Below are 17,669 nucleotides of genomic sequence, written 5' to 3' on the forward strand. Positions count from 1 at the left end.
GGACTTGTTCTTGGGGTGTATCAAGGGCCAAGAACAGGTGGCTTTGGACTATGCGATTTGGTTCGCCCCCACAGGTAATTGGACGTAAGCGGCCCGAAGCCCATCACAGTCAATCAGCCGTACGCCTGCCGTGCCGGCCAGCTCTTTTTCTGCGAGCTGACTACTGAGCTAAGCCTTAACTCCTTGTGCCTTTGCAGACAGGAAATTTGGAGCACCCCCAGAACTGACGCCCCGCGTGCTTCCCCTTCCGTGCGGTACGACGCACCATGGAAGCGCCGCAGCTCGGACAAGAGTTCGTTGCAGGTAAACGCGCGGAAGTCGGCACCGACGAACCAGAGGCCACCGGCGCTGGATTAGCTCTGCTTGGCAGTGTTTGCGTTCTTTTGGGAATATCAATAGTGATTGCGGTTGGCGTAGGTACGCGGATACCCAATGCAGCACAATCGTGCTCTGCGATAGCACGCTCTTGGAGTGCTTGCATGAGCGCCTGATCTAGTATGTTTTTGGTAGAACGGCAGCGTGGTACAGCCGCTTGCAACGCAGCCAAGCCCGACTGAATTTTTCTTTGGAGTTCGATCTGTTTAGTTGCGAACGCCACTCGAGTGGACTGTTCTGCTTGTAGATCGGACGGATCGGGTGTGGCGTTGTAGCGAAATTTACCCTCATGTCCCTGACGCCAAGCTAACATTTTCGCCGTCAGTGCCTCTCCGAAACCTGGCACCGCTCGAACTGTTGAAGCCGTGATATCCGCAGCCGTCTCAATACCAAAAGACGCAAGCGTGGCAGTCTTCCCGGCTCCGATACCAGGTATCGACGCTCGCCTAATCAAAAAGCGATCCAAGAAAACTGCGCGTTGGCGCTCCTCGCGTGTCAACTTCAGTTGATTGAGCGCCTGAGAAAGACCCTCTTGGACCTGCCGATATCGAATGACTGCATCTTCCAAATCGGCACGCAAGGTATGCATTTCCCGCAGGCCAATTCGTTGAAGATAGGCTTGAGAGGCCAAGCGCACCTTACTGTCCGCGTCTTGGTAGGCCTTGCGAAAAGGCGTTGAGTCCACCCTATTGGTAGAAAAGACCCGCACTAAACCGATAAGCCCGAGCCCACCCCACAGCAGTGCTGCTTTCGGAGCGAGAACACAGCCAATAATGGCGATTAGCAAAGCAACGCCACCCAAGATCGCTGGATCATGGCGCTTACCCTTTGCTTGTGTCACAGAAAGGCTTGGGGCAGCGATAGTGCCACTCCAAACCGGCAACACTTCCTCTGGCATCGGGATACGCAGTGCTCGAATAGCCTCCCACACGCGCTCCAAATCGAACGGCCCTGCCAACGGAACAGTGCCAGCAGCCAGACCTTGGGGAAACATCTCAACCCCAGACTGACTCGCTAATCGACACCACAAACAAGAAGTTGCAGAGCCGGGAAAATAGTGGGTCGGTACGTCTGCGCAGCGGCGCAACCCCATCTCGAGTTCCTGGAGCAAGCCGACCCAAGTGGCCGGGTCTGGGCGTGACGAGGGCGCAAGGCCAAACGCGGACTCCAATGCCACCGCTATAGTTTCAGGATAATCCGCCAGCAGCACGGAGCCAGGGGGCGGTGTGGTACGTGTCTCGTTAAGTCGAGCCATCGAAAAGGCAAAACGATTCTGTGCTATCGATTGCCCCAAAGACAGATCCGGACCATTGTAACGACCTGCATAGGGGTGCTTGCCCATCGCAAGTAACTGGAAGATAGCAACCGCAAGCCCGAAATTGTCGTGTGCCTGAGTGCGGATGATTTTTGAAAGGCTACTCCCGTGAAGCTCGGGCGGAGTGAAGTCTTCGGTGCCGACAACACAAGGGTAAGCGTGCCCCTTCAAACTGAACTGGAAACTGTCGGCATCAATTAAAGCGACCGTTGCGTCTGGACCTACCAGTACCCCGGAGTGATTGAGGTCACCGATGACGCACCCGGCTTGATGCACTGTGGCGACAGCACGTGCGACATTCTGAGCTACACGGACCAAGAAGCGGTAATCAGCCTTTGGAAAATTCATCTTGCGGGATTTTGGGCTGTATAGCTCATGCAGCGCACGGTATCCCGCCACCAATCGCATGGTAAATCCAAGAAAGTTGCCGGAGGCATCAGTCACTACTTCAGCCGGAAAAGCGACGAGGGTGGTCGCACCAGCCAATCGCCCATCAACCATTGCTCGGACTTTGTTCTCGCGCGAGACTCGCAGTTCCGATTTATAGATCTTGACCGCACAATCACCCCGACCCACCAGGGCGTACACATCGCCTTCGCCCCCTCTGCCCAGCTGTTTGTCAAGGCGCTCGGTTTTACCGCCTACCTTGACCTGCATAGAGGTCATTTACACGACACCAGAATGAGCGTCTTGTCGTCATCCGTGCGGTCACACAGCGCAGGGCTGTGCAAATAACGCGCGAGCGCTTCTGATAACTCGGCAAGGCGTCCATTCTCCCGTGCCAGATCCACCGGTTTAATCATCGGATCGAAGAAACGAGCAAAAGGTTGCTGCGTGGCCTGCTCCAGCGCAACTGACTCAAGCCCATCGGAAAAAAGAGCGAACGCGTCGTGCTTCCGATCAAAGCGATAGATGTGCAGACGAACTTCAGGATCATCGGTAACGAAATAGGTCGTCGAAGCGAACTCTCCGTTCTCCGGCCAGCAAATAGCCTCCCACACACCCTCCTTACGCGCCACGAGTGCACTATCGCCGATCTGTAAAGCCAAGACTTGATCTTTGAATACCACCAGCATGACCAGCGTGGAGGCAAACTGTCGCCGAGTTACGCCCCGCTTCTCCGCGACCAAAGAAAGATGATCGCGGAGTTGATCAATCCAGCACATGATTGTTTCATCGCTGGGCAAAAATTCATGCTGCTTAAACCAGTTGCGAAAATTGACCCGAAGGGTGCGGCAGACTAATACAGCGCCCTGCCCACCGTGACTAGCACTGCCCGCGCCATCAGAAACAATCGCACACATTGCATCTGAATGGACGCGCATGACGCTAAATGCATCCTGCTTCCGTGTGCCCATTCGTAGATGCGACGTGCCAATACACGACGCTGCGGCCCAGCGCCAATGCAGGCTACTCTGCAACTGCCCACCCCGTTGGCCCCGTTGGATTGGCAAGAGGCACCGCGTCCCCCGGACTCGACTGCGATACGGCGCTCAGAGAGCTAGATAGCCAAGCAAAGAGCTCTCGAAACGCCAGACCTTTCAGTTTGAGAGGTTGACGCACTCCTAACTGAGTGAGAATCGACATTTCCGCGCCCTCAACACCGACGGAATAGAACATGAACTCCTTTCGTTCCTCGCCCTCATAAACACGTCGGCGAGCTTCCTTCCAATCATCCGTTGGGGCACCGTCAGTAATTAGGAAAACCCAAGGACGGTAGTACTTGACACCATTGGCTCGGTATCGCTCTTTGCGTTCGCGTAGCAGATCCAATGCACGCTCGACGGCCTCGCCCATTGGTGTGACACCACTGGCTTCCAACACTTCAGGGAAATAACCGTCGACGGTCGTGAACTCGGTTTGGACGTTGACCGGTCCAAAGGTAACCACTGCCAACTCTACCCGCTTCGCCGCCATTGCATCTGCATAGAGTTCTTCTTTGAAAAACTGCAGCGCATCATTCAATTGGCGAATCGGCGCGCCATTCATGGACGATGACGTATCCAACAGCAGTATGCAGGGGCATCGTTGCTCCGGATTCTCTGCAAACTCGGCGTCCGCAAAAGGTTGCTGCTCGAAATCGGTCATCTTGTCCCCTTTCAGTCCCTGACGAAGCTGTCATGCGTGATAGCACGATAACATTGCTATTCATAGAACGCCAAATGATGGCACAGCCTTCAGTAGCCACGTCTCTCCCTCCTCCCAGACGCGCTGATGAGTATGCTTGTGCTAGAGATGAAGTAAATGTGGGAGTTAGCTTTCCACGCACGAAAAAGCCGAACTGATAAGAAGTTAGGCTAAGTCATTGAAAAAATTTGGTCGGGACGGAGTGATTCGAACACTCAATCCCTAGTCTCTACATTGGGTAGCTGGATTATTCAACGTTTTTTCCCCAGCCGTGCCTGCCAAAGGGGATTTGCGGGTAAACAACACACATGCGCATCGTTGACTATTCGTGTTGAAATCCAGCACTCGCGCGGCACCCTGTTCATGTGATGGGCCCCAAAGACACATACAGGCCTCCATCCTCAGTCGGCCAGGGGAACAAGCCCATCGTCCATAGAAGGCGCTCGACATGTCTTGAAAGCGCAAGGATGTTCTCGATTGTGAACTGGTCGTCTGCGTCATAAAGTCGTCGTAAGTCGAGCCCGAAAAGCTCAAGCCAATCGCGAAGGCCCTGATCTTTCAAACTCTCCGGAAAGGAGGACCCGGGGAACGACTCCTGCGCAGGAAGCCCGTCCCTATGCCCCAACCATTCAGCTGCATGATCGAGTACGGAAGAGATATGCAGAAGGGATGTATCTAGCAGTTTATCCATTGCTTGGTCAATGATGTACGCCTGCTTCGCGCATTGGACCTCTTGTTGTGCTGAGAACAGACTATCCGAACATAAAGTGGCAAATCGTTCGCCGGCGTTGATATCGGCAAAAGCGCTAGTTCGCGCCGTGAAATATCTGCTGGGGCAGGCAGATGAGGCTACGTGCAGCCGCCTTGACATGCAGTCAAAAGGGATCTCTGACATCGCAGGAAGACGCTGCTCATACATCGCACTGTGCGCAACGTCGGCGAGCATTCCAACAATGACGTGTAAAGCCCATGCTGTGTTTTCATCGTCTGCACTGAGCAGTGCAACGGCAATATTAGCGTTGAGCACAAGATGCTCTTTGCGCTTTCCGTCGCGGATGACATGAACGCATTTGGCTATGGCTTGGCCATAAGATCGAGGGCGGGTTTTGTCCGGGGGAAGCCTTGCATCCCCCCTATCCAAAGTCTCCAGAGCAGCCTCGTAGTTTGCCGCGAACGTAACGCCATCTAACTGTGAAAGTGGCAAGTCACGGTTCATTTCTTGTGCAACAGCCCGCATAACATCACCAAGCTTGGACGCAGTTTCGCCATCGGCAAACCCTTGGCACGCTAGAGAGAAGCTGAAAATATTGAGGTTATCGGATAAAGCAAGGGGGGTAATATCAGATCTTGTGCTTAGCTGTGAGGAATCGCGCGGCCTGATCTCTGTTATAGCCTCTGCAATAACTTTCTTGATTGAAAGGGAGCAGCGCTGACCGATCAAGCTTGCAAGGTCGGTCGAGTCGCAGGAATTGCGGGCAATAAAGAAACTGTCGCTGCAGGCTGCGCTTGCGGCGTTAATTTCCCCTATTTCAATATCTTTTATTTCGCCTCTCGTCCCCACGAGCAACAAATCGTGAGCAATGGGTAGAATTATTACGTCAGGTCTCTTGCGCTCTCTCAAAGTGAGAGCAGTTAGTGAGTCAGAGCCGCTCTGTGCCAACGCGATGCAGTCTGGAAGTATCGCATTCACAACGCTGCAGGTTCGCCAAGATAACTGCGCAAGTTCGGCTTCCCACTGGTTTGCTTGGGACACTTTCAATGCATTGTTATGACTGTCCCGAATCATGGTAGGAAGCGCTTTGACGAGCTTGGTGAAAACTTCGGAGACCATGGGCATATGGGCCAAGTAGAACTCGTTGAACGACTCACGGAGTAAAAAAGCCATCGCCCTCCTAGCGAAAGGACGCGGCAATAACTCTCCGAAGAGAGACGTGTTCAGTTCTTCATCGATTGCTGCGAGGGACAAGCTCATGTTCATATTGTCCACCCCCATCATTTGGCGCAGTGCATCCGAGTCAGCGACTAGTGCGGACATCTGCTCCAAGAGCTCTTCAGCACCTTGCAGAAAAGTGGAGCGTACATACGCCGTCCTTAACGTAAGATGCGTCGTGATGCGAGCTGAAACTCGTGGGTCAACGATGGCACCTCGGGAGGCATGTTGGAGCTCTCGGAGACTGGTATGGATATCAGATTCAAGAGCTGTGATCAGATCGTCGAGTGCTTCTTCGTCTGCTACCCCAAGCTTGGAGTAGAAAAACTCTCCGACTCCGACGTCTTTAATACCTACCAGTCGTGCTGCGGTACCTCGTCGATGCAGCCACGTCCGCTCAGCATCGCCGCTACGCTCAGCAAGAAACCCTCGCTGAAGAAATCTCGGAATGTAATGTTGTCGTTTTCCTGCCATGTCCTACCTATGACGATTCTGTTCGAGTTAAGATCGTTTCGCTATTTCGATTTCTGAGCGTAGCATCGTGGCGCTCGTTCTTGGATCAGAAACTGTTCCGTGCCACATAGGTACAAAACCTGAATGACCGCGCCATCTGCTTTCGAGAACTCCTTGCCCTGCGCTTTGTACAGGGTGTCCGTTTGCTCAAACGGGGCGACCTGCTCGTTAGAATGAACAACTTGAAGTCACACCGATAAAGTCGGCGAGAATGAGAATTCGTCGCCCCTCTGCTCAACAGCGCTCTGTTCGATTTGCATTAGGCGATCCACGAGAATAGTCGTGTCCTTGGACATTTCCTCTCCCGTGGCCTCCAACTGGCTCCGGTAGCGATGCAATTTGTTGCCAAGCGATTAAGGTTCATGCTGCGCTTAATTTCCTAGACCGCACTGACGTGTGAAAACATCTTAGCTCAGGATGTCTAGGATAAGGGCAATGCTGAAAATCGTTGCAGCAAGTTGCGAGTTCAGGACACCGCAAACGATCCACTCAGTAACGTCGAAACGCTCCAGAGTGAGCACACCATTAGACCGTCAGTATCCGGCTCCGGCATAGTTTTACTGTGCTCAGGCTCCCTACAGGGAGTGTTTCAAGTCGAGAGCCAATCGCGTATCTGGTTTAGTATCTAGCCACTTCGATATTGCGCAGCGTGCCGCTACCCCGCTGCTTTGCCTAGAGTCAAACCCATGTCGACCACACCCGTCTCTGTCTTTGGAAATCCCTCTCAGGTTTGGAGCGTCCCACCAGAAGACTTGATCCGGCAAGCAACTGCCTCGCTTCGTGGATATGTCTACCAGCTCCACGCCTCGGCTGCCGCATGGCTGGATCTAAGGGTTGACGATGACCTCTACCTAGAGGTCGCCGAGGACTTCACCGAGCTTCTCCGTGAGCCGGGCAGGATAGATGACGTTCTGAGGGCCACACAGGTGAAGGACACGCGCGAATCCGGGGCTGTGACGCTGAACTCGGCAGATGTGCTGGCCGCAATTGAGTCTCTGCACAGGCTGCGGGCCTGCAATCCTGGCCGAGAAGTAAGGTTCGTATTTCTGACCACATCGCGCATCGGACAAGAGCGTAAGGATGCGTTGCCTTCCGGCGTGGCTGGCCTGACCGCCTGGGAGGCGGCTGCTTCCGGAGGGGACGTTGAGGAGCTTCGCACAGCTCTTCTTCAGCGGACGCTTTCTAAGGAGCTTCGAACCTTTGTAGTAAATAGCCTTCCCGAGCAGCTTAGAGCTGAGCTTTTCAGTCCAATGGTCTTTGCCTGCGGCGAACCGGATTGGCGCTCGCTTGAGGAGAACAATCGACGTGCTATCGTGAATCGCCGACAACAGTTCCTGTCGACCGCAGACATGGCACATCGCGCATACGATGCCGTGTTCCGCGATGCCGTTGCTTGTGCGCTCGGTTCGGATCCGCGTCGCTTAAACGGAACACAACTCCTGGCTTGTCTAGAACGCGCGACCTCAATCGCAGTTCCGTCAAGCGTCGCCGTAGACATATTGGGTGCGCGATCTGAGCGGCCAAGCATTGCTCTATCCATTGAAGACCTACGCGACTTGGCGAAGTGGTTAATTGAGACTGGCGCACCGCCATCGATCGACCTGCTATTCCCTGGAGCCAAGCCCTCAGCCCGGGACGCCCTTGTGGACGCGTTCTCAGTGGAGCCGCGCCTCACCGAAGTCAAGATAAATGGGGTCCCCGCGAGCGCATCTTTATCAGATCTCATTGGGCTCCCAGACAAAAAACACCTCATCGTCGGTCAGCCAGGCTCAGGCAAGACGCATGCTCTCTGGCACGCAGCAAATAAGTTGCTCGCAGCCGGCACGATCATCCCGCTCTATCTCCCAGCAGGACAAGCGGTAGGCTGGCACGATCTGGAGGAGATGGTCACGGAGGCGGCTCCGGGAGTCAAATTATCTACATTGTTCCAAGATCCGCGAGTCTGTATTTTCGTCGACGGCTGGTCCGAATTCGCGGGCGCTGCGAAGGTAGAAGAGAAGCGACGCGCACTGCGCGCTCTAAGGAACGCACGCCTAGTTGCGACGGCCAAATTCGCTGACATGGACGACGGCCCTCTTAAGCAGTGGACCCTCGATCTGCTCCCACCCGACCGGGTAAAGCGAGCAGTCGCAGCCGCAACCCCAGACGAGGCGCTTCCACCTATTCCGGTGATTGACCTTCTGCGACTCCCCCTTCTTTTGGCTATCCAAGTTCTTTCGGACGCACGCTCTGCGACGACTGGCGACCTCCTGCGTCAATTCCATGAGCACCTAATGCAAGGGCTACCCGAGCGCTTCACAGAAGCGCTCGCCGGGGCTGTGTCTCACCTTGCTCTGGCGGGAACGCGATCATTTGGTCGTCTCACGGATGAGCTCCAAACTCGATCAGCTAAGTTGGGAATTACTGACCCGGCGAGGCTACTACGGAATCTCGGCACCATTCTAGAGCGCGGCGGTCAGGCCGTCCCATGCCACGACCTTTATTGGAATTGGCTAACCGGACGCGGCCTACTAGCCGATGCTGTCGCCGAGCGAGCAACAAACTCACTCTGGACGCGCCAGAGCTATGCCCTGGCTATCCAGTCGGGTGGACGCGCAGCAGATAGCGACGTAAATGCAACAGTTAGGGAAGATTTTTTGCTGGCCGCCGCACTCGACATAAGCCGCGGTGCAGATCGGCCTATGCCGACCCTATCAGAAGCGCTTTCCCGCGCTCTGGCAGATCCTCGCTTGGCTGTGCGCAATCGCGCCGCTATTGCTGCGCTAGAGGCAGAGCGCCCGGAACTTTTTCGCCCCGCTCTGGAGGTACTTTCTGATCTAGGACGATCCCGCATGTATCCATCGGAGTGGAAGCAAGCCCTCCGCCCAAAAGCCCTGTATGCGCAGCGGTCTACGCTCGCCGATTGGCTAGGGGCTCCGAATAGCAGTCTCGTCCTCGATGCAATTGCTGAAAGTGGTGGGCCTGAATGGAGTCTTTGGCTAGAGCAAGTTGCGGCTAACGATAAGATAAGTTGGACAGAGGCGGCCGCAACCGCGCTTGGTTGCTGTGGTGATGTACCGCATTGGATTCGCCCGCATCTCGACACTACCATCGCTTCGCGTGCCTGGTTACTTCGGCCAGCCGCAGCAAGACGTGGCAACAGAGCCCTCGCTCGGTTCATTGCTGTCGAATACGAGCGATTGATCGAATCTGTTGTAGAGCTAAATTCTAGCGGGTGGATCGAAATCAACAGAGTGCTCGTCGGATGCAGTGATGACGACGTGTTCTGCCTTCTACTCTCAAACTTCCCTTCCATGAAGCCACGTGCGCAGGAACTTCTCGGCTTTGCTATCGTGGAATTTGGAACGCCATGGGTAGGTCGCTTTCAGCGGGTTGCGTTAGCAACAGGCGCCCCTCATCATCACAAACTCGCCAAGAAATTTTCGCCTGAAATTGATGACGAAACCGCGAGGGTCTGGATTACTGCGGGTCATGACGAGGCTGGCTGGCGAGTACTAATCGCGCGTCATGGCGAAGGAGTACTACCTGAGTTGATTAAACAACTGCCACCGTCCTTCGCGGGTATCCACCACATCCCCGCACTTGCCCACATGCGTTGGCTTCCAAGCGCTCCGCTTACGCTCATCGACGAGATCTGGCATCGACTAGGCAGTCCAATGCAGCCGAAAGCGACGCTAGATGTACTTAACGCTATTGCGCGAGTCTATCCAGCGGGGATTCCCCGCATTGTCAGTTTTATCGCGGAGCAACCCAACGCATTTCCAACGTATCACCTCCGCCAGGCCCTTTTGCTGTATAGGGATTGGCAAAAGAGATCTGGTGTCATGCTCGGAGTAAAGACAACTGATGGTATCGAGCATCCTTTTCCCGATTGGATCGCGCTTAATTGTGTGATTAGCCAGTGGGAAGATCATTTCACACCAGAGTTGTTAGCCCTTATGCCAGAATTAGCCATCGAATATGTCGTGCATCATCTCGACGACAAGCGAGCTGCAGCGGTACTGGAGGTGTTAAAAGGGGTAGCTGCCTACAATGCTCCGCTGCTGGACCGCATGCTTGCCGTACCTGCCCTCGCCGCGCTCATTCCAGAAGTATTCGCCGAGGGTTTCGAGCTGTTTCCTATTGATGCTCTCCGACGGTGCATTGGATCAAGCGATATCAACCAAGAAAGTTTGCTGTACCGACTAGCCGCGACGGCGAATCCACTGCATCGTGCCGTGCATGAGGACCTTCTCGAACGCGTCCTCACATGTTCGCCTAAATGGCATGACCTGCATTATGTCGCGGACATGCTAAGGGCATACTCGCGTGAGGAGGTCCTCCAAATTATTGATTCAGTACCTCATGTCCGTGAGGATTGCTGGTTTTGGTTTGTTCGCTTGGTAGAGGCGACGAGAGGCGAGCGCTTAATCAACGAGGATGGCTCTGTCCGGCATTACTAGCCTCAAAAGTTACCGTAATAAATGCTACCCTGATTTTTTGTCAGTGGTCGCTTCTGACCGATTCTGTTGAAAAAGCCCCCCCCGTCCGCAGAGATTATGGAACAGAGGGTGGGATTTCGCCGACGCCATGCCCCACCAGCAACTTGAGCGTTGCCTCGGGGTCAACGCTCCACCATGGGCCACCCCGCACATGCTGCCACCCCACCCTACGCATCAGACTTACCGTAGCCTTGGCGGCGAAACTCGCCGCCTCCGACTCGGCGACTATTCCCAAAGACCGGACGTTTAAAACCTCAACAGGTCTATACATCGTGGTCCATTCCGAACCTTTGCCCGCAAAGTGACGACGAATGCGTGCGACCGGGTTGCTGCTGTAGCCTACAAAGTACCGGTCCCCCTCCAGCAGTAACACGAACAGCGAGTACTCCCCGCCATTGCCCAACTCTGCGGGGCCGACAACATCGCAGGGTGGTTGTCCTGCGGCCATCGCGGACGCGACGCTGTTGAAGGCTTCCATGCCAGGTATTGCACCTACCACGTCATGGTGGCCATGACTGATCAGGGTCTTGACGGTGAGCTCATGGTTCAAATTAGTAAAGAAACCGCCTCGAACATTCTGATACCCATGGATGCGCATCAGCGCGAGAACTGCTTCGTTCTCCGCCAACTCCCCGGTCCTGTAGTCAAAGCAGCTTTAGAATCGATAGTTGCCGTTCATTAATGCTCCCTCTTGGTCAGAATCAGTAGCGTGCAAACACTGAACATTGGCCAGGCATCGCAACATCCGCGACACGGTACGCGGGATGGACATTTCGTTTCGCTACAGGATGGTCATCCTGCAAATTTCCTACTCAAACGTTCCCATCTGCGGCAACCGCTGCAAAAGCGAATTACTTAGCGCATCACGCAGTCCTGTCGGGATGCTCGGTGGTCCCTGTCGAAAAATCGGGCTCACCATCTGCCCGTCAAACTCATTGAGAATGGTGTCGATGATCTCATCTGGTACCTTTGTCATATCGTATTGAACGATGGGCGTGGTGCCAGGAAACAATGTGTGTATTGCCATGAGTTGCGCCAGCTCGGCCAGCTTCAGTTCATGTGTCGCGACAAAGGCGATTTCGACATGGCCACCATTCACTGGCGGCTTCAATAGCAGTTCTGGCATTCTCAGCAGCAACAGGTCCCACGCGGTAGCGGAAATATTTCTGAGCGCCTTTTTACGTGAGGTGTTCTCCTTGATTCCGAGCAGAGAGCCTGCTTGCCCGCTGAAGTAATGCAAAGCCAACTGGCTTTCTCGCGCAAGCGAGAAATTTACCGTGGAGCTGATAAACCGCTGATAAGCAATATACTGGTCTGCTGCCGAGGCGCCTCGCATTTCAAATTCCCGTAACAGAACCATCTTCAGCAATGCTATCTCGGTGACTTCAACTGTCTCCAGAGCCTTACGCTGGGTGTGGGTTGCGATAAATGAATGCACATGCCGCTCGGCAATCTCATCAAGGGAATCTACGCCCTCCTTCGCAAGATAATGCGCGACGGCGGCCGGGAGCAGGCGGACGTTACCTGTTGCCAGAAAATAACCGGTGTCCATGGCTAGGAACCGATAAAGTAACCGTAAGCGCCGTGTGGCATGAAGTATGAAATTTGCGCGCGTTGATTTTGCATACTGCTCGACCAAAAAGAAGGCCACGTTGATATCCCAGCCTTCGCGCGAGACAAACTCAATAAAGCCTCGCATGCCATCATCTATCTCAGCACCAGACATCAGCGCTGCGATGCCGTCCAACAAATTGGAATCGACCACGACCCTGGCACAGGCCGGATAACTCAACTCGCCCTCTTCCCGGTACTGTTGGTTAATTAGGTAAGGTTGTTTACCGCCGAACTGATCGATCAACATGACGGGCTTATTGACACCAAAAATCTTCGTGCCGCGTAGCCAAGGCGAATCAATTGGGGAATCTTTCACCAGCCACTGGAATGCCGTCACGATGCTTCCCTCCATTTCCCAAGATTTTTTTGAATAACTGCATTCCTAGCCTTGTGCAGCGCGAAATGAGCAACGATCAACTCGACACTGTGTCCATAAGGATGTCCATCCTAAACCCTTTCCGCGCTATCTCGCATGGCTGTGTGGATACAGGGAGTCTGGGTGACCGCCCGCTCGAGGTATGCGCTGTCACTCGTCAGGTTCCCCCTCCGCCTCGCCCCGCTACGGGGGCAGAAGCCTAGATTCGCAGCCTGGCGCCGGCCATAATGAAGGCCCAATAATGCGTAGGCGCGATCTTGAAAACAGCTCTAGGGATAGGACTGGTGCTAGTGCTGGTCATGACAACCTTTACGGCGCTCGGCCTCTCTGAAAACAATCACATGCTGGTCTTCGGCCTGCTCCTGGCGGTGATCTCAGGCCTCGTAACCATCGCCCTGGCCGCCACAGCGAAAATCCAAGCGTTGCGCGCGACCTTTGAGCCCACCCCCTCGGTCGCTCAGAATAAGTCGCACTCTTTCAGCAACACCACAGCGATGCACCACTACCCTAGCGAGGAGCTCCGTGAACTGGCATCGCTACGCCAGGACTTACGCACGCTGCAGGATCTGCACGGTAATGCCGTGTTTGAGATTGCCGCACTGAAAACGCACATGCGCCTGTGCTTCGACAATATCCGCTACCACGAGCAAATCACCCTCCCCCACGCGCTGGCGGGTCAGGCCGGCGCGATTATTGTTGCAACGCTGTTGACGCTCGTGGGCACAGCATTGTGCGCTCTGCCCGATATTGCCTATGCGCTAGCTAAGGCCGTCGATGTAGTGGTCGTTGACAGCTGGCAATACGTCAGTCATTGGCGCGCCGGCTGAACGCTCGACTACATCGTGCTGATTCACGCCACCCCGGAATACCGGCCCATGGGATACACAGTCTTAACCCGGGAACACGATGGCAGTGAAGCTGTAGGGCTGCTGCCACGTTTCGATCATACGCCCCACTACAACGCAGCGGGCTTTGCCAGTCTGCGCCAGTATGTCCTGAGCGAACTGACCAGCCACTTCATTACGCGTACTGGAGAACATGCGCGGAAAGACGTAGAACGCCACCACGCTATCGCTGTAGGGCGCGGGCAAGACAGCGAGCCCTCGCGGCTGCTTGGGATCATGCGGGTTCGCCGCAACATCCTGTTTAAGCGCCAATAGCTCGGCATCCAGGCTATCGCCAGCGTGGAAAGCAATGTCCAGCAGCGCCAGACTGACTGTCGTCCAGCCGTGACAACCGCGACGCTGCGCCTCTAGGATCATATAGCGCAGCGTGTCGGGTAACAGCAGCATTGGCTTCGGCAGGCTTACTCTGGCATCGCGGCTGGTGTAATAGCGGTCAATGGGCTCGGACAGGCCGGAGATGGCAAACAGTGCGTCAGTCCGCGTGACTTCCCCCATGCCAAAGGCGGTTTGGAGATAGAATCCGAGGTAGTCCAGTTCATCGCCTAGCAGCCCCGTCAAGCGCTGGACAGATCCGCGATTAGCCAAATAGTGGAGGATGTATGCCGGCTCCTCCAAGACTTCTAAAATGCAGCCAAGGTCGGCGAGATTCACCGTCGGAGCAAGCTCGAGATCCGCCGGCACCCAACCTGCCTCTTTCAGCTCCGCTTCGCAACTGGCGAGAATGGAAAAGTCCTCCAGTGTCACCGACAGCCGAATCACCTGATCGATTACCCTAGCGTCAATCCCTAGGGATGCAACAACCTGTTGACTGAGCTCATCACCACGCTTGGCAGCGTCAATCACCTGCGCCAGCCGATCTGATTGAACGGCCGGCTCGACCAGCAATTCCTGCACATGGCGTTTAACTCGGTCTGGCGCCCCGCGCAGACCCTGTACGCTCAAAGCTCCAGACTTCGCTTCAACAATCAGCACCGTACGATCGAGGATCAGCAGTACATCCGTCTCGTAGCGATCTACCCCCACCGCCCACTTGACTCCCGCCTGCAGCCGGGCGGTAGGAAATGCCCCTCGCAGCAGATCGGTTACTTGCGCTTCCAGGTACTCGGCCCGTGTCCGGGCCATTTTGTTCCTGACGGCCGGGGTGAGGTCTCCCAACAGCGAACGCATTACGCTATGAATATGACTGAACACTAACTGGGGCATGGGGAAAAAGTACTCAAGTCCGGTACTGATACAGGGTGCAGACCAGATCGGATTACCCATGAAGAAATGGGGGATGTCGTCGGCGCTTAAGCTCCCAGGTTCCCGCGACAAGCGTTCCAACACCCGTACCACGACGCTTCGATCACGGCCGGTGGCGTGTGCGATGGCTTCGGAGTCCACGATGGCCAGCTTGAGCAGTTGAAAATCGGCGTGAGACATTATCCAACCGGCCAACTGCTCGCGGCTTACGGTTTCCGGAATTTGGCGCAGAAACGCCTCAGGATCGCCTTCGACAAAGTCAGGCTCGCGAAAAAAAGCGTGGACCATTTCAGCATGGGTTTGGCAACGGATAATCGCGCCCAATCGTCGCAGACGTTCTGATGCGCGCTGCTCGACATCCACGAGCAAGGCCTTAGCCACCTCGATCACGTCGGTCGCGCCGAATCCGTAGGCGGCGGTAAGGTCGTCGTCCAGCGCGCCGTATAGCTCGCGGGCAATGCGTAACACGGCGCCATGGTAGCCCCAATTCCTGACGAACTGGGTATGCCCCCGCAAGCGTTCCTGGAGCACCAATACGGCGCGCTCATCCACCTCCTTCGCCCTGGACAGTGAGGTGTACCGGGCATGGTAAAACGCGTCCGCTAGGGCTTTCAGGCGCTCGATTAACTGCTGAATCTCATCGGGTTCAGCCGGGCGCTGCCCCCACTGATCCTGACGTAACGTCAGGATCAAGGCTTGCAGCAATTCGACATGCGGCTGCCCGATGCCCGACATTAGACTGCGTTGAGCTACGCCCTCGGCACTGACCGGTGCCTGCAGCCCGTAATGGGCGAGGACCGCCAGCAGGTGCGGGGGATAGCAGCGCTGCAGCAACGCGCAAATGTCACTGCACAGTACAGGCAATTGCCGTTGGCTCTCGATCCCGTTTGCCACCAGTTGCGCTCGTAGCTCATCACGATCCATCGAACTGTAGGGGTGAATCGTCCATCGTCCAGTGGGCAACGCCGACGCACCATTCATGAGGTTCTCTTCCATTTTTCCGTATCACCGATGGCGACTTAGCCGAGCAGATCACTTCACAGTGTCGCACACCGAGCCGCCCGAACCGCGCCCCGCAGGGAGAGGCATGCCAAGAGGCGTGACGGTCGCGTGTGCCAACGCTGGAGTCAGCTTTAACCAGGGGCAATAGCGGACAGGCGCCTTACGACGTCGCTGATCTGCAAGATGACAACGCGGGTGAACCGGGACGCATCCTATAGAAATAATTTCAAAGCCTTTCACTGAGAAATACGGCATTTTTGGCCTCACTCGGCCTGCTGTTTGGAGCAGGTCGTCATGCCCCGCTCGAAGAGAAATAGCGATCGTCTGATCGCTGACGTCTTAGAAAAGTCTCAATCCAGAGGCACTGTTCAGTTATTTGACTCAGCTTTTTCCCGCGATGATAACGACCCCAATCCGCTCTGCCAGATTGAGCACCGTGTCGAACACAGTCGAGTCGCCGGTCAAGCTGCGTGACGCCCCCTGCGGATGGAGTGCGCCGTCAGGAATCCGGTCACCAAAGAGCACCACCGCACGTGCCGAATCATCCTGTCGCGACACCCAAGACAGCCCTTGGGCATCTGGACACTGACGGTGGATTGCCTCGGCCCATTTGCGCGTCGCAGGATATTGATCTTTCTCAGTGTCGATCAGTTGTTTGCGCGTGATGCCCAGTTTCCGCAGTGGCACGCTGGACAGATCAACCAGGTGCAGCGGTTGGCTAACCTGGACGGCAGAATGCACCTGTCCAGTCAGCTTGCCTTTATCGAAGCTCTTAAACCCAGCCGTATGGGGAACGTCGTGGAAGACGGTCTCCATCAAGGCGCAATCGACTGTCGTGCCGCCATACAAGGTGGGAATCGCCCGCCCCTGATCATCCTGGATCGGGCTGAAGCGTGCGTTGCCGTGCACACCAGGATTGAATTGATCAGGCTGATACTTATCCTGGTGCACACGGTGAAGCACATCGCCTTTGGCGATCACGGTGAAAGTGACGTGCAACGTAGCCGTAAGCACTGGGGTAACGGACGCCGCCAAATCCGTGGTAGGCGTCGCCCTACCCTCACTAAACTCGGTACGCTGCTTAGCCATGGACAATGCCTTGGATTTCATCCTGTGCGGCAGCAATCACCCGATCAGGCGCCGATGCCAACAGGTCCTGAGGTCTTTTGCCGCCCAGAAAACTGTTATCTGAGCGAAACCAGTAAGCCATCCCCCACCTGTCCTTGTGGCCAGCGAAAGCCTCAATGATTTTGGCCAGTGCCTTGAACGACCGATAGCCCGCATCCGGATCCAAGCCATAACCCGGGAAATAGTCGACCCCACCGTGACTGATGGCAAAGATTTGCCCCTGTTTTTTCCATTTGTTGGGCTGGGCACTGGGGTTGCGGGTACTCAACTGGGCCACCCGGGCGATGTCCGCGGCGGTCAGCCAATCACCGCTTTCCAACACCGCTTTGCGGGCTTGGACCAGCATTGCCGCTTCCTTGAGCAAGCGAGGCGAAGGCGGCTTACGTGTCACAAACACCTCGGCCAGTTGCTCCAACGACTTCGGGTCCTGACGCTCCTGCAGCACCTCATACATCGAGGAGGCCACATTGGCAAAGTTCTCCGCCAACGCCTCAAATACGCCATTCGATAGATGATGCCTTGCTCGTCTCGTGCGGGAACGAAAGTCTAGTGCCTAAAAAACTCTCCCTAAAGTTTCTCCCATGGGCGGCCGATATGGAGACGCCCTGGCTCTTTTGCAGTGCCAGCCCAAGGAATGGAGATGACGGCAGATGCGCCCAGG

11 protein-coding genes are annotated in these 17,669 nt (G+C 55.4%); 2 read left to right on the top strand and 9 right to left on the bottom strand.

Translation table 11 applies throughout. The features are described from left to right. Positions 1-175 precede the first annotated feature (175 nt). The 4 genes from J3P89_RS15175 to J3P89_RS15190 all read right to left on the bottom strand — a co-directional run bounded on the left by J3P89_RS15175 (position 176) and on the right by J3P89_RS15190 (position 6,221). The gene (locus tag J3P89_RS15175; RefSeq protein WP_434694687.1) at positions 176-2,356 is read right to left on the bottom strand and encodes a protein kinase domain-containing protein; all 2,181 of its coding nucleotides are present in this window, start codon (positions 2,354-2,356) and stop codon (positions 176-178) included. Continuing rightward, positions 2,353-3,144 (bottom strand): PP2C family serine/threonine-protein phosphatase, encoded by a 792-nt coding sequence (locus J3P89_RS15180; RefSeq protein ID WP_434694688.1) that lies wholly within the window; start codon positions 3,142-3,144, stop codon positions 2,353-2,355. Before J3P89_RS15180 ends, J3P89_RS15175 begins: the two co-directional genes overlap by 4 nt. Further along, entirely contained in the window at positions 3,101-3,778 is a 678-nt protein-coding gene (locus J3P89_RS15185; protein ID WP_434694689.1) for a vWA domain-containing protein, read from the bottom strand. Before J3P89_RS15185 ends, J3P89_RS15180 begins: the two co-directional genes overlap by 44 nt. A gap of 400 nt (positions 3,779-4,178) precedes the next feature. After that, positions 4,179-6,221, bottom strand: a complete 2,043-nt coding sequence (locus tag J3P89_RS15190; RefSeq protein ID WP_434694690.1) for a hypothetical protein — start codon at positions 6,219-6,221, stop codon at positions 4,179-4,181. A gap of 725 nt (positions 6,222-6,946) precedes the next feature. Here J3P89_RS15190 and J3P89_RS15195 point away from each other — a divergent pair. After that, the gene (locus tag J3P89_RS15195; RefSeq protein WP_434694692.1) at positions 6,947-10,702 is read left to right on the top strand and encodes a hypothetical protein; all 3,756 of its coding nucleotides are present in this window, start codon (positions 6,947-6,949) and stop codon (positions 10,700-10,702) included. Positions 10,703-10,796: 94 nt separating this feature from the next. Here the strand turns inward: J3P89_RS15195 and J3P89_RS15200 are convergent, their stop codons facing one another. After that, complete coding sequence (locus J3P89_RS15200; RefSeq protein WP_434694694.1) at positions 10,797-11,369, bottom strand: hypothetical protein; 573 nt, start codon at positions 11,367-11,369, stop codon at positions 10,797-10,799. A 180-nt stretch (positions 11,370-11,549) separates the two neighbouring features. Continuing rightward, positions 11,550-12,692 (bottom strand): hypothetical protein, encoded by a 1,143-nt coding sequence (locus tag J3P89_RS15205; RefSeq protein ID WP_434694695.1) that lies wholly within the window; start codon positions 12,690-12,692, stop codon positions 11,550-11,552. A gap of 338 nt (positions 12,693-13,030) precedes the next feature. Here J3P89_RS15205 and J3P89_RS15210 point away from each other — a divergent pair, with 338 nt between their 5' ends. Beyond that, on the top strand, positions 13,031-13,558 hold the full coding sequence (locus J3P89_RS15210; RefSeq protein ID WP_434694696.1) for a hypothetical protein: 528 nt from the start codon (positions 13,031-13,033) through the stop codon (positions 13,556-13,558). A gap of 63 nt (positions 13,559-13,621) precedes the next feature. On the opposite strand, the gene J3P89_RS15215 is transcribed toward J3P89_RS15210, so the two are convergent. The 3 genes from J3P89_RS15215 to J3P89_RS15225 all read right to left on the bottom strand — a co-directional run bounded on the left by J3P89_RS15215 (position 13,622) and on the right by J3P89_RS15225 (position 17,423). After that, the gene (locus tag J3P89_RS15215) at positions 13,622-15,874 is read right to left on the bottom strand and encodes a hypothetical protein (protein ID WP_434694697.1); all 2,253 of its coding nucleotides are present in this window, start codon (positions 15,872-15,874) and stop codon (positions 13,622-13,624) included. A 387-nt stretch (positions 15,875-16,261) separates the two neighbouring features. Continuing rightward, on the bottom strand, positions 16,262-16,969 hold the full coding sequence (locus tag J3P89_RS15220; RefSeq protein WP_434694698.1) for an RES family NAD+ phosphorylase: 708 nt from the start codon (positions 16,967-16,969) through the stop codon (positions 16,262-16,264). Next, positions 16,962-17,423: a hypothetical protein gene (locus tag J3P89_RS15225; protein ID WP_434694699.1), complete on the bottom strand. Its 462-nt coding sequence runs from the start codon at positions 17,421-17,423 to the stop codon at positions 16,962-16,964. The genes J3P89_RS15220 and J3P89_RS15225 overlap by 8 nt, the downstream gene beginning before the upstream one ends. Positions 17,424-17,669 lie beyond the last annotated feature (246 nt).

It is taken from the genome of Pseudomonas sp. Z1-14, from assembly GCF_051132005.1.
Lineage (GTDB): Bacteria > Pseudomonadota > Gammaproteobacteria > Pseudomonadales > Pseudomonadaceae > Aquipseudomonas.